The following is a 12,233-nucleotide window of genomic DNA, read 5'->3' on the forward strand; positions in this document are numbered from 1 at the left end:
GCCGCCGTGGTCACCGGTCTCGCCGTGTTCGCGCTCCTCGGCCGATTCGGCTACCCCTGGGTGCTGGTCGCCCTCGTGCTCGTCGCCGCCGGGATGCGGGTGGTCGGCGTCGTCGCCGGCAACAACGTGCTCCGGGGTCTCCCCGGGGACCGCACCTCCATCGGGGCGGCCCTGGTCGACACGGCGAGCGAGATCGCGACCGCCGTCGGGATCGCCGCGACCGGCACGATCCTCGCCGCTCTAGTCGGCGGCAGCATCGCGGCGACGACCTTCACGTCGGATCAGCTCGCGTCATTCCAGCAGGCCATCCTCGTCGCGGGTCTGACCATCACCGCCCTCGCGGCCGCCCTCGTCGGCATCGGCATCCACCGTTCGCGCCGCACCCCCGCCCAGCCCACCACCCAGGAGTCCTCCCATGTCTGACCTCATGCCCCGCCCTCCGTTCGACCCCGAACTGGCCACATTCCTCACCGCCCTCGAGGCACGCGGGCCGTTCACCCTGACCACCGAGATGCTGCCCCGGATGCGCGAACTCGGCATCACCGAGGAAGCGCTCGACGAGCGGCTGCGGCTTCGCGGGTACGAGCGGCGAACACTCACGGTGCCCGGCCACCTCGGGCATCCGATCACCCTCGCGGTCATCCAGCGGGACGGGCGAACCGGAGCCACGAGCGCGGTGTACACGATCCACGGCGGCGGGATGATGTTCGGCCACCACCTCGGCAACCTCGACTCGTACGACGACTGGCTGCTGAACGACCACGACGTCGTGCTCATCAGTGTCGACTACCGACTCGCCCCCGAGTACCCCGACCCCTACCCGGTCGAGGACTGCTACGCCGGACTCGTCTGGGTGCACGCCCACGCCCGCGAGCTCGGCATCGACCCCGAGCGCATCGTGATCGCCGGGCAGAGCGCCGGCGCCGGGCTCGCCGCCGGCACCGCGCTGCTCGCTCGCGACCGGAAGGGGCCGACGCTCCTGGCGCAGATCCTGGTCTCGCCCATGCTCGACGACCGCGACTCCACCGTCTCGACGAAGCAGATCGACGGCATCGGAGTCGCGGATCGACGGATGACCCGCTTCGGCTGGGACGCCTACCTCGGAGCCCGCCGAGCCGGCGAGGACGTCTCCGTCTACGCCGCACCGGCGCGAGCGACCAACCTCTCCGGACTCCCGCGCACCTACATCGACTGCGGCAGCGCCGAGGTCTTCCGCGACGAGACCGTCGCCTACGCCACCGGTTTGTGGGCTGCCGGTGGTGACGCGGAACTGCATGTGTGGCCCGGAGCATTCCACGGCTTCACGAGCATGATGCCGACCGCCACCATCTCTGTGAGCGCAACCGCAGCGCTGGCGGGCTGGACCCGGCGACTTCTCGATTCAGGTGCCCGCTGAGGGATCCTTCAGCGGGCAGTCAGTTCCGGATCATGTGAAGTTCCATGCCGAATGGAGGATCGGATCGTCGCGCGCCATCGAGCGAGAAGCCGTGGCGCTCGTAGAAGCGCAGGGCCCGCTCGTTACCGTCAAAGAGCCAAAGGTGAGCTGCTTGCGTGTTCAGGCACCGCACCAGCAGGCGGCTTCCCAGTCCTGAGCGCCAATAGGGCGCCCGGGTGTATAGCCCGAGCAACTCCTGCCGCGCTCCGGAGCCGGCTGCTGACGTTCGCGCAAAGCCAACAACTTCGAGGTCCTGAAGAGCAACCAACATGTGATCAGTTGCGAGCCGAGCAGCCCAACGTTGTTTACGAGATGATGCAGGCTCTTCGTGCCGCCGACGCAAGACCACGGGGTCTAAGACGTCACGGTAGGCCTCGTCCCACACGTGAAGGCTCAAGAGAGCGAGCTGCTCCGCGTCCGCTGCTCTCGCACTGCGGATCGTGGGTTCCATTTCTCCCCCGTGCCTTAACCCGATCGCTCACCGCTATCTTCTGGCGCACATGAGCTAGAAGCGATATCCGATCCGCCCGGAGTCGATCTGTGCCTGCAGCTGACGAAGCTCGCCAGCGAAGTCAGGGTCCGAGGCGGAGAAGTGGTGGGCACGCCGACCGACCGCATTTTTCTGGCGCAGGAGGGTGACAATACCGACGAACGCCGCAGCGAGACCAACCGAACCTGCGGCTACAGCTGCGATGACTATTCCCATGAGCTCGTTCCCTCCATCTGATTCTGAAAAGGGTAACTTCGACAGTCGATGATTACCAGGGAGGCTAACTTTCGAGCGCCTCTGACGCGCCCGGTAGGCGATCGCTATTTGTGCACGACGGTGGACCGTCTGTCGGAACTGCAGTTAGAGCCGTGATTCGACGAGCTAGCTCACCACGGGCAAGTGGGCAGAGTATTTGTTTGAGCACCATGTAACCTTCGGTGCGAGTCCGGACAATACAGGTTATGAATGAAAACCATTCGGACGAGGTGGAGCTTTGGCGCCGAGCGCGTGAAGGTGACGCAGCAGCGTTCGGAGCGATCTTCGATCTGCATAAGGATCGTGTTTTCCGCCACGCCTACCGAATCCTTCTTGACTGGCACGAAGCCGAAGACGTGGCCGGCACGTCATTCCTTGAGCTTTGGCGAAGTCAACGCTCGGTGCGGGTTGTGGACGGCTCCGTGTTGCCCTGGTTGCTCGTGACCGTGTCCAACGTTGCCTCGAACGCAAAGCGGTCCACATCTCGGTACCGCAAGCTTCTGGACCGAATACCGCGCACTGATCCTGTACCCGCTGTGGACGAGGAAGCCCTAGCTCGGCTCGCGCCATTCGGTCAGGAACTCGAGGACGCAATGCGGAACCTCAACGAGGTCGATCGACACTTGGCGTCCTTAGTCATCTTGGAGGGATACACGATCCTCGACGCAGCTCAGGTACTGAACATCTCGCCAGGGTCAGCCAAGACACGGCTGTCCCGAATGAAGGGGCGTCTGCGAGATCGCCTCTCATCCCCCACCGCTTCCGCTCCCCAAGGAGAACCCTCATGAATGACATCAACATGGACACGCTCTTCGCTTCCGAGTTTCGGGAGACCCTGGTTGCGCACGTGAGCAAGCGCGCGAAGCGACCGCGCAGAAAGATCGTCTGGGCGGGCGCGGGTTTGATGAGCCTGATCGCCATCTCTGGTGCCGGCGTTGCAACCGCATCTCTCACGGCGCCCCCAGGAACACCCGTCTACGCCCCTGTCAGTAACTCCATGTCGGAAACGTTCTCGAAGTCTGGAGAGTTGACTCTCGGAGCACCGCCCGCAGATGCAAACAGCATCAGCTTTGACGCAGTGTGCCTTTCCGAGGGCACATTCTGGGTCGAAAACTACGGCGGAATCGCTTGTTCGTCGGATGACCTGGGCTCCACGAAGCACGGCGCAGTCGAACTCTCCCTATGGCAGCAATCAACCATCAAGCTCGACCTCGAGCCGGGGCTCAAGGTCGAGCTCAGCGCAACGTTCAGCAGAGAAGTGCAAACCGAGTGGGGCACCAATCAGGCCGGCGAGACGTACGGGGCACAGAAGCAGAACAAGATGGCAGAGCTCGCTGCCGCGACGGCAACCAACGGACAGTCTGGCTACGTTCGAATCTCCGAAGTAAACGCCGCGACGATCGATCCCACGAAGTCCTCCCTCGAAGACGTCCAGAAGCACCTTGCTTCCGGGGATGGCCGCCCTGACCGATACGTTCCCGTGTACGAGGCGGACGGGAAGACCGTCATCGGCCAATACCTCATTGCCGGCTACGACACCCAGGAACGCCTCACACAGGAGCAATCAGATCAAGGGTTTGACCTCGGCTTCACCCCATCGAACGAATGACCTCCAACCAGCCGAGCGAACTGTCCCTTTGCCCGTGCTTAGCAGAACGAGCCGAATTATTCTACAGTTGTAGAGATGTACTCGGGGTCGATAGATTCTGGCCAGGTTCAACACGCGGTTGAACCGGAATCTGGGGGAAATTCCTTGTTCAAAGCAAAGACGAAAATCGGTTCTGCTGTGGTCGCTGGGGCGGCAGTGGTAGGCCTCACCTTCACCGGTTCTGGCTCGGCGAGTGCAACGGTGTCAACCATCAAGGGCTTCACGGTGACTGGAAACAACTACGTCACTCAGGCACATGCGAACGCCTGGGCGCACTACCACGGGGCAGCCTTCACGGTGACCGGCTTTGCCTCTGGGCCGACGCCGAACCAGTACGCCGCTAGCAAGGGCCGCGCCTATGACGAGTGGGGGTTTGTCTGCGAAGGCGGTCCGACTTTCAGCACCTATCCGAACTCGGCGGTGGGCCAGTCCTGTGACGTTGGTGGTCGCTCGTTCTACTCCCAAGGCACTGCGTATGGCTACAACACCTCAACTGGCGTGTGGAACTACACCCTCACCACCGTGAGCGGATACGAAGCTCCCGTCGCGCGTTCAGCCGGGCTCGAAGGAATCGTCAGCGGTGAGGCAGAACCGGTGGGGGGTGAGCCGGCCAATCCCACTGACTGGCCGGTGAATGCTGACGGCCTGACCTACGGAAATGCCGCGTTGGCTACGAGCCCCAACGACGAGCCTGACCTCATCACCGCAACGGGCACGAACGGAGAACGTGGATACGTCCTCCGTTCAGAACTTCGTGCTGCGAACGGTGAACTCGCCCTCGAAAGCGCGGGTACCGCAGCACAAGCTAGGGCGGCCGCGAGCTCCAGCGCCGACCAGACGGTATCCGTCTACACGCTCGATGGAGACACCGTGCTCGGAAGCTATCTGATTGTGGGAACGGATACCCAGGAAGAGCAGCTTCAGTCGCAATCAGACGCCGAGTAGGTGAAGAGAGGTCGGTGGCTCTTCTACGGCGCTATCTATCCCCCTGCTGCACGTAAGCAGATGGGCCCACGGGCAGCGATCGAGGCGACCCCGCTAATTGTCGAGTAGCCGTTGCGGCCATGTCTGAGGTTCGCCGCGATCGTCGGTTTGCAACACTCCTGCTAAGTCCAGGTCATACGTGATGCCGTGACGTAGCGCTGCGCCGCGGCGCCGGCCCTCCCAGCGAAAACCGGCTTTCATTGCTACTCGCGCTGAAGCAGCGTTGCCTGAGACGGCTTACCAACCGATCCGGCGCAAACCAAGGCCTTCAGGTGCCTTAGACAGGCCGTACTCCACCACGCGCGCGACAGCTTCCGTCATCAACCCGCGGCCTCGTAAGTGCGGGTCGATCCAATACCCCAATTCCGCGACCCCGTCGCTAATCGCCGAAAGCGACACCACACCCGCCAGATGCGATTCCGGTTTCGGATAGATGCCCCACGACAGGGCTTGTCCACTTGCCCATCCGGCGGGGATCACGCCATGTACGAAATCGGCAGCGTCTTCGCGCCGGTAGGGATAAGGCACTGTCGTGAATCTCGAAATCTCATCGTCATGGCAGATGCGGGCGATGTGATCAACATCGGCAATGGTCGGCGCCCGAAGGGTTAACCGCGCCGTCTCGAGCTCCATGAGTTCCATGCGGGAACACTACCCAGCGACAAGGCCCAATCCCGAGCAGGCTGGCCTCGCAACCCCAAGCAAACTCGGTGCCCGCTGCCCGACCGTCTAACGGGCACTACTCTGGCGATCATGAGGTTCGAAGCATCAGACGAAGCTGTGCATGATGAGCCGCGGTTGCTTTCCGACCTCGAGGCAAAGCTCGTTGCTCACCTCTTGGGACTGGCGTCGACTGGAAACGCCGCACTGCTCGCGTCGCTCGACGGTGCCAGGGTTCGAGAGATGGACGACGGCGGTCAAGGTAGCCTTCGGTTCGAACAACCCCAACCGCTCCGCGGATTCGGACGGCAGATCGCCGAGTACCGCTTCGCAGATTCGGACGGCGTCCCGGTGTCGGCAACTCTCAACCTGGATCAACTTGAAGACCTCTACGAACTCGACATCTTCAAAGGGGACTTCGGGAGGCTTCTCACGATCCCCACCATCGACGAGTAGCAAACCTATCCGTCTCGCTAGCCGATCCCCTATTGAGACGCACCCCTCAGTTTTCGTGGCCCGCCGGAGGCCCGTATTCGAGACCTAGCTCGAGGACGAAATCCTCGTAGACATCGGAGTATGAGCAGCCCATAATCGAGCACCCTCCACCGTCTGCAACCAGACCATGCCCTTGACGAAAGATTGCGGCTCGCGTTAGCGCTCAGAGCGCTGCAGAGAGGTCTCGTCCGATGGGTTCGCCATCCTGATCGTGAAGCCGTCGTACGCCGTCGATGAACCGAACGGCGACCTGCCGCAGGCCCGGGTAGTGCACGAAGCTCACGACGTTTCCGCCGTACTTTGCTTGCAGTAACGCTTCGAGGCGTTCCTGGTCCCCCATGAATTTTCTCCTCGTAGACGAAAGGGCAGCCGCGCGACTACGAAGTCGGCGGCGCGGCAATCGGTTCGGGTGCTCCGTCGGTACCGGTCTGGGTGAGACCGATGAGCTGGGCGCGGCCGATGATGTGCGGGCGCAGGCGGAGGCCGACGATCGCGGGAGTCACGTCTGTCGTGACCTCGAGGGTGGGCACGTCGAGAGCGCTGAGGGTGTAGGTGTAGCGGTGGGGACCAGTACCGGCGGGCGGGGCAGCACCAATGAAGACGTCGGTGCCGTACTCGTTGCGGCGGCGGGCCGAGCCGGCGGGCAGAAGTGCGTCGTCGGTGCCGGCGCCTGCGGGAAGCGAAGTGACGTCCCCCGGGATGTCGATGAGGGTCCAGTGCCAGAAGCCGGAGCCGCTTGGGGCGTCGGGGTCGAAGACGGTGAGAACGTAGCTTCGGGTACCGGCGGGGGCGCCTTCCCAGTGGAGCTCCGGGGAACGGTCCTCGCCGCCGGCGGCTGCGCCGCGCACCCAGAGGGGCAGTTCGCCGCCGTTGGTGAAGTCGGGGCTGGTGAGGCTGAAGGCCGGAACGCTCGGGAGCTTCCAGTTGGGGTCGTTGGTCACGGCAGTGCCTTTCGTTTCGGGGTGATCGGTCGGGGTCAGGGGGCGGGGGATCAGGCGTCGCGGCTGCCGAGGGGGATGATCGAGCGGCGCCAGGTGGCGTTCACGACGGAGGCGAAGCACCCGTAGAGGCCGAGCACGCCGACGATGAGGCCGGTGTACCCGGCGATCCGGGTGAGGATCTCGGAGGAGGTGTATTCGGCGATCGCGAGCAGGATGAAGGTGACGGCGGCCGCGGTGAACAGTGCGGTGAGCAGGTTCGAGATGCGGATGCAGGGCACGATCATGAAGGTCGTGAAGACGGCCCAGAGCATGAGGAATGTGCCCATCCCCGCTCCCCCGGCTTCCTTGAGGATCTCGGGGTTGGTGATGGTCCACCAGTAGGCGAGCCAGAACGCCCCGTAGGAGACGAACGCGAGGGCGCCGAAGGTGTTGGCCTGCACGAACTCCCAGATGCCGGCAATCAGCTGCGCGATGCCGCCGTAGAACAGGCCCAGGCCGAGCACGGCCGTAGCGGCGGTGGGGACGATGCCGGCGTTGCCGAAGCTGAGCAGGGCGGTCGACATGCCGAACGCGCCGAGGCCGAGAGCGGCCGGGTCGGCGATACCGCGGATGACCGGGTGGTGGCTGGCTGCTGCTGGCAGGGGGCGGGTCGTTGTGGCTGGGGTGGTGTCGGTCATGGTTCGGGTCTCTTTTCGGGGCTGATGGCGGGGGCGGGCTTGTGCCGCGGGGTGCGGCGGGTCTCTCGGCTGGGGAGGGCCTGGACGGCGACGCCGATGACGGCGACGGCCACGGCGAGGGCTGCGTACAGGAGGACGGCGGCGGAGAGTCCGAGGGGCGCGATCAGGAGGCCTGCGGCGATCGCGGGCACTCCGAAGGCGAGGTAATTGACGACGTAGATCGCGGAGAACAACTCGCCTCGCTCATGGGCGCGGGCGTGCGGGATGACGAGGCCGACGGCCCCTGCGAAGGCCATGCCGAAGCCCGCGCCACTGACGACGGTCCCGACGATGAGAAGGGGGACGGAGCCGGTGTGGATCGCAAGGATGTCGCTGAGCAGGCCGAGGGCGATCAGAAGCACTCCGATGGTGGCTCCGGTGCGCGCACGAAGTCGCTGGCTGATGACGACGGTGATCGCCCCGGTCGCGGAGAGCCCGGCGATGAGGAGGCTGGTGGCGAACTCATCACTGATTTCGAGGAGGTCGCGGGCGGTCTCGCCAACGACCGAGAGGTAGAACCCTCCCGCCATCCATACGGCGACCGCGATCGGGATAGCCTTCGCGAACGACCGCCTGGCCGCCGGCGGGACAGCGACTCGAGGTACCAGACTCCGCGCCGCGCCCGGCCGCTTCGACGACGACTCGCGGACCGCGGCGATGCCGGCCAGGCCGAGTGCGAATAGGACGGCGAGTATGGCGAAGATGACCGGCTTTGGGTCGGTTTGGAACTCGGCGACGGCCCCGGCGAAGATCGCCCCCGTGGCGAGGCCTGCGAGGGGCCCGACGCTGCCGAGGGTTGCGGTCAGTCGTGCGCGGCGCTCGCCCGCGAAGTCGGCGATGGCGGCGGATATCGCCCCGGTCGCTGCCCCCGTCGCGAAACCCTGAAGCGTGCGGGCGATGATGAACACCCAGATGTTCTCCGAGATGAGGAAGATGATCATCGATGCGAGCTCGATCGCGGTGGCGGCCAGGATTACGGGGCGCCGCCCGATGTGGTCCGAGAGGCGCCCGACGATCAGCAGTGCCACCAAGATCGCGAGGGCATAGACCGCGAACGCGAACGTAAGGAGCCAGGGCTCGAACCCCCACTCGTTCAGGAGAAGCGGAAGCAGAGGGGATGGCGCTGCCGCTGCGGCGAAGAACAGGAACAGCACGATCGTCATCGCCGTCAGTCCGTACGTGTCGGAGTGGCGGCCGCGCCGACGGTGCGGGCGGCGGCTAGTCGTGTCGGCGCGATGCGGTGATGACGCGGTGGAGTCCTCGCCGGGATCGGTGAGGTGGGGCATGCGGATTCGTCCTTTGCTCGGGCGGCAACGTGACGACCCAGGAGGGTCAGCGCTGGTCAGAGCGACAGTAGAAGGACGGCAGATATGCACACATCCCCTGCTTTGGTGGTCGACCTCACCTGGTCGACGCGATTTCCTTAGATTTGGGGAGTGCTGATGATGTCTGCGAGTCGTTTGAGCGCCGCTCGAGAGCTGTCATCAGTACCGCGCAGCACGGCGAGAGACAGATCCGACCGGACCGGCATTGTCATCGCCTGGTAGGTGAGGGAAAGCGGCCCGACGCGCTCGTGGCGAATCTGGAACGGGAGGGGTTCCACTGTCTCAGACGCGTCACCCCATGCTTCGACGAAAGCGGAGCTCACGGAGGAAAGCTCATCCACGATGGTCTCGAACTCGGCGTCCGATTCGTATCGAGCCAGGGATTCTTTCAGTTTGTCCGCGATCTGCTGAGGATCGATCTCCACTCCGAGGGGAAGCTCTCCCGGGGTAAAGACGATTCGGGCGAGGTTCACACCCTCGGTGAAGATCGGGGAGAGCTCCTTAGCGAGGTGGTTAGAGGCGACGATATTGAGGTGGCGGTCTCGAATGAATGCCGGGACCGTCGTCCACGCGCCGATCATCTGCAGCGCTTCAGGCGGCACAACGTCTGGTGAGTCATCGTTGCGCATGTCCTAACGCTACGGATGTTGAGTCTTCACAGGGTGGTCATACGGGGGTCACCCTCACGACCGCTGATGTCTCAAAGGTGAGCACAGATGGCCGAATCCAGCCCCGCCTTGCTCATCCCCGTGGGAGACAATAAATCCTATATTCGTGCCTTCTGGAGGAGAGTCGCATGCGTTCGATCGGGCCTGAGAACACACTGGGCGACTTCCTGCGCACGCGACGGGAGAAGGTGCAGCCGGAGGATGTCGGCATCATGCGGATGCCTGGCCGCCGGGTTCCTGGACTTCGACGAGAAGAGGTCGCGGATTTGGCCGGCGTCAGTCTCGACTACTACCTGCGACTCGAGCAAGGAAAGGACAGCCGACCCTCGGACCAGGTCGTGGTGGGTCTCGCTCGGGCGCTCCTGCTTGACGGGGAGAGCCGGCAGTACCTGATGAAACTCGCTCAGCCTCGACCGTTCGTTCGTCTCGCCTCCGAGGAGCAGGTTAACGAGGCCGTCGCCGAGCTGCTTAAGCAGTGGGCGCACATGCCGGCCTATGTCTGCGACGCCAACCAGAATGTGCTGGCCGTGAACCCACTGGCCAACGCGCTCTCCTCCACCATTTTGATCCCGGGGATCAACCATCTGGTGGCCTCTTACGACGATTACGCGGTCTTCTGCGCTCAGCCCGCTGATTACGAACACCGCGCGATCGAGGAGGCCGGCTGGGAGGGGGCACTGCGGAACATCACAGCTGCGCTCCGTTTCAACGGCGACCCCGCCGACCCTAAGTTCCGTGAAGTCGTCGGTCTTCTCTCCGAGCGTCACCCCGCGTTCCGTCGAATCTGGGCGCTGCACGAAGCGAAGCCGCAACTCAACGGAAAAAGCCTGCTCGAGGTGGAGACCTTCGGCTGGGTGGAGCTCAGCTGGCAGACGCTGAACGTGCCTGGCGCCGCCAACCTCTTCGTAACCCTGTTCTTCGCCGAGGCCGGCTCGCGGGGAGCTGACGCGCTCGCTTACCTCACTTCCCGGCTGCAGGAGGACGCTCAGGTCGAAGAGCTGCGCGACCAAACGGATCAGCTGGACAGCGACGAGCTCGCGGCCAGAAGGTCCACTGCTGCACGCTCGGTGGCATCCGACGGCGTGAAAACCAGGACCGCGCAGTCGTCGTGACCTGATACTCCCAGCACGCTGTAGGTGCAGGTCACTGTTCCAACTGGGGTGCCCTCGAACGCGATCGTGCCCGTCATCGGGGTGCGTGTTTCGGGATCAGCCCAGATCTCGGAGAAGTCGCGTGATGCCGTGGCGAGTTCACCCAAGATGTGCTGGGAGGCCCGATCCTCGTCGTGCTCGTCGACGAACGATCGGAGAAGGCCCACTGTCGCCGATGCTGCCTCCTTCCAGCGGGGATGCGAGGGCTGGCCTTCCGGCGTGAGGAACGTGAAGCGCGCCAGGTTCGCACCGATCTGGAACGCACCCGAGAGGCTCTGAGCGACGTCGGTCGCGGCGAGCACGTTCAGCCGCCGATCAATGATCACTGCGGGGAGGGGGCGCCAGGCGTCGAGGAGCTGCTCCCACGTTGCCGCGTCGTCGCGCGCGTGACTTCGATCACTCATTCCTCAACGCTATGAGTACGGCAGACGGTCTGACTAGCCCCCTCACTCCTCCCCTGCGGCGGCTACGCGACCTCGTCGGATCGGCTCGTTTGGAAACGCTTCTGGTACTCCGACGGGGTGATCCCGAATCGGGAGACGAAGGCTCGCCGCAGAGAGACCGACGACCGATACCCCGCGGTGGTCGCGGCTTCGTTGACGGACGCCCCGGACTCGAGACGGCTGACTGCGAAGTCGAGTCGGATGGCGTTTACGTACTCGAGCGGGGTGGTGTCGAGTTCCTCACGCATGATGCGAGTGAGGTGACGGGGGCTGAGCTTGGCGTGCCGAGCGATGTCCTGAACAGAGCGCGACCGCGTCGGGTCTTCATGGATGAAGTCCGTGACGTACTGTGCGATCGGCGATCGTGCGGGAGGCCCCTTCAACGACACGGAGAACTGCGACTGGGTGCCCGAGCGCTTCATGTAGACCAGAAGCAGTTGGGCGATGTTGCGGGCGACGTCCGCCCCGTAGTCCTGCTCGAGCAATGCCAGCGCGAGGTCAATGCCGGCCGCCACTCCTGCGGAACTGTGGAAGCGGCCGTTCTGAACGAAGATCGCATCCCGCGACACGGTGACCGAGGGGAAGGTGCGCTCCAGAGTGGAAGCGAATTTCCAGTGCGTCGTCGTCGACCTTCCCTCCAGCAGCCCCGCCGCCGCGACGGCGAAGGCACCCGTGCAGATCGAGGCAACCCGCCTCGATCGCGCGGCAAGCATGCGAACGGCGTCGATGACCTCGGTTGTGAAGACTCCAGGGGCCTGCTCTGAGCCGGGAATGACCAAGGTGTCGAGCTGCCCGGCATCCTCGACGGAGGAGTGGACGCCCACCTTCACTCCCATCGATGACGTCACCTCTCCCCCGCCGACGGAGATCAAGACGATCTCGTAGCCGGGTGACCGTTGTGAGGCCTCGTGGAAGACCTCGGCGGGGCCGACGAAGTCCAGCAGCTTGACGCCATCGAACACGAGGATGCCGACACGGGGCCGGTTGATGGTGTCGCCGTAGTCGGTCATGCCGCCCTCAGA

Annotated in this window: 16 protein-coding genes and 1 pseudogene; 8 read left to right on the plus strand and 9 right to left on the minus strand. The window is 64.2% G+C overall.

From position 1 onward, the window contains the following. Nucleotides 1-423: pseudogene (locus HQQ85_RS06695) on the plus strand (MFS transporter); the annotation flags it as partial. Beyond that, entirely contained in the window at nucleotides 416-1,396 is a 981-nt protein-coding gene (locus HQQ85_RS06700) for an alpha/beta hydrolase (RefSeq protein WP_173181771.1), read from the plus strand. The pseudogene HQQ85_RS06695 and the gene HQQ85_RS06700, both read left to right, overlap by 8 nt. Nucleotides 1,397-1,415: 19 nt before the next feature. Here HQQ85_RS06700 and HQQ85_RS06705 read toward each other — a convergent pair whose 3' ends face one another. Next, nucleotides 1,416-1,886, minus strand: a complete 471-nt coding sequence (locus tag HQQ85_RS06705; protein WP_173181772.1) for a GNAT family N-acetyltransferase — start codon at nucleotides 1,884-1,886, stop codon at nucleotides 1,416-1,418. Between the two features lie 144 nt (nucleotides 1,887-2,030). Between HQQ85_RS06705 and HQQ85_RS21305 the strand changes: the two genes are divergently transcribed. The 4 genes from HQQ85_RS21305 to HQQ85_RS06720 all read left to right on the plus strand — a co-directional run bounded on the left by HQQ85_RS21305 (nucleotide 2,031) and on the right by HQQ85_RS06720 (nucleotide 4,773). Beyond that, entirely contained in the window at nucleotides 2,031-2,162 is a 132-nt protein-coding gene (locus tag HQQ85_RS21305; RefSeq protein WP_256430663.1) for a hypothetical protein, read from the plus strand. Nucleotides 2,163-2,386: 224 nt separating this feature from the next. Beyond that, the gene (locus HQQ85_RS06710) at nucleotides 2,387-2,968 is read left to right on the plus strand and encodes an RNA polymerase sigma factor (RefSeq protein ID WP_173181773.1); all 582 of its coding nucleotides are present in this window, start codon (nucleotides 2,387-2,389) and stop codon (nucleotides 2,966-2,968) included. Then, complete coding sequence (locus tag HQQ85_RS06715) at nucleotides 2,965-3,789, plus strand: hypothetical protein (RefSeq protein ID WP_173181774.1); 825 nt, start codon at nucleotides 2,965-2,967, stop codon at nucleotides 3,787-3,789. Before HQQ85_RS06710 ends, HQQ85_RS06715 begins: the two co-directional genes overlap by 4 nt. Before the next feature lie 240 nt (nucleotides 3,790-4,029). Then, entirely contained in the window at nucleotides 4,030-4,773 is a 744-nt protein-coding gene (locus HQQ85_RS06720) for a hypothetical protein (protein WP_173181775.1), read from the plus strand. Nucleotides 4,774-5,049: 276 nt separating this feature from the next. Here the strand turns inward: HQQ85_RS06720 and HQQ85_RS06725 are convergent, their stop codons facing one another. Then, nucleotides 5,050-5,454: a GNAT family N-acetyltransferase gene (locus tag HQQ85_RS06725; RefSeq protein ID WP_254069290.1), complete on the minus strand. Its 405-nt coding sequence runs from the start codon at nucleotides 5,452-5,454 to the stop codon at nucleotides 5,050-5,052. Nucleotides 5,455-5,565: 111 nt separating this feature from the next. On the opposite strand from HQQ85_RS06725, the gene HQQ85_RS06730 reads away from it, so the two are divergent. Next, entirely contained in the window at nucleotides 5,566-5,928 is a 363-nt protein-coding gene (locus tag HQQ85_RS06730; protein WP_173181776.1) for a hypothetical protein, read from the plus strand. A gap of 202 nt (nucleotides 5,929-6,130) precedes the next feature. Here HQQ85_RS06730 and HQQ85_RS06735 read toward each other — a convergent pair whose 3' ends face one another. The 5 genes from HQQ85_RS06735 to HQQ85_RS06755 all read right to left on the minus strand — a co-directional run bounded on the left by HQQ85_RS06735 (nucleotide 6,131) and on the right by HQQ85_RS06755 (nucleotide 9,578). Next, nucleotides 6,131-6,307 carry a hypothetical protein gene (locus HQQ85_RS06735; protein WP_173181777.1) on the minus strand — a complete coding sequence of 59 codons (177 nt, stop codon included), beginning with the start codon at nucleotides 6,305-6,307 and terminating at the stop codon, nucleotides 6,131-6,133. A gap of 37 nt (nucleotides 6,308-6,344) precedes the next feature. Beyond that, nucleotides 6,345-6,908 (minus strand): YbhB/YbcL family Raf kinase inhibitor-like protein, encoded by a 564-nt coding sequence (locus tag HQQ85_RS06740; RefSeq protein ID WP_173181778.1) that lies wholly within the window; start codon nucleotides 6,906-6,908, stop codon nucleotides 6,345-6,347. Nucleotides 6,909-6,958: 50 nt separating this feature from the next. After that, complete coding sequence (locus tag HQQ85_RS06745) at nucleotides 6,959-7,585, minus strand: acetate uptake transporter (protein WP_173181779.1); 627 nt, start codon at nucleotides 7,583-7,585, stop codon at nucleotides 6,959-6,961. Continuing rightward, a complete protein-coding gene (locus tag HQQ85_RS06750; RefSeq protein WP_173181780.1) occupies nucleotides 7,582-8,778 on the minus strand; it encodes an MFS transporter in 1,197 nt (398 codons plus the stop codon). The genes HQQ85_RS06745 and HQQ85_RS06750 overlap by 4 nt, the downstream gene beginning before the upstream one ends. A 269-nt stretch (nucleotides 8,779-9,047) precedes the next feature. Continuing rightward, on the minus strand, nucleotides 9,048-9,578 hold the full coding sequence (locus tag HQQ85_RS06755; RefSeq protein ID WP_173181781.1) for a hypothetical protein: 531 nt from the start codon (nucleotides 9,576-9,578) through the stop codon (nucleotides 9,048-9,050). A gap of 167 nt (nucleotides 9,579-9,745) precedes the next feature. Between HQQ85_RS06755 and HQQ85_RS06760 the strand changes: the two genes are divergently transcribed. Next, nucleotides 9,746-10,729 carry a helix-turn-helix transcriptional regulator gene (locus HQQ85_RS06760; RefSeq protein ID WP_173181782.1) on the plus strand — a complete coding sequence of 328 codons (984 nt, stop codon included), beginning with the start codon at nucleotides 9,746-9,748 and terminating at the stop codon, nucleotides 10,727-10,729. Here HQQ85_RS06760 and HQQ85_RS06765 read toward each other — a convergent pair. Together HQQ85_RS06765 and HQQ85_RS06770 are read right to left on the minus strand one after the other, a co-directional pair. Next, the gene (locus tag HQQ85_RS06765) at nucleotides 10,633-11,094 is read right to left on the minus strand and encodes a hypothetical protein (RefSeq protein WP_371741803.1); all 462 of its coding nucleotides are present in this window, start codon (nucleotides 11,092-11,094) and stop codon (nucleotides 10,633-10,635) included. The two genes, HQQ85_RS06760 and HQQ85_RS06765, sit on opposite strands and share 97 nt — an antisense overlap. Before the next feature lie 140 nt (nucleotides 11,095-11,234). After that, nucleotides 11,235-12,221, minus strand: coding sequence for a GlxA family transcriptional regulator (locus tag HQQ85_RS06770; protein ID WP_173181784.1), 987 nt, complete (start codon nucleotides 12,219-12,221; stop codon nucleotides 11,235-11,237). Nucleotides 12,222-12,233: the final 12 nt, after the last annotated feature.

It is taken from the genome of Herbiconiux sp. VKM Ac-2851 (assembly GCF_013205105.1).
In the GTDB taxonomy this organism is placed as follows: domain Bacteria; phylum Actinomycetota; class Actinomycetes; order Actinomycetales; family Microbacteriaceae; genus Herbiconiux; species Herbiconiux flava.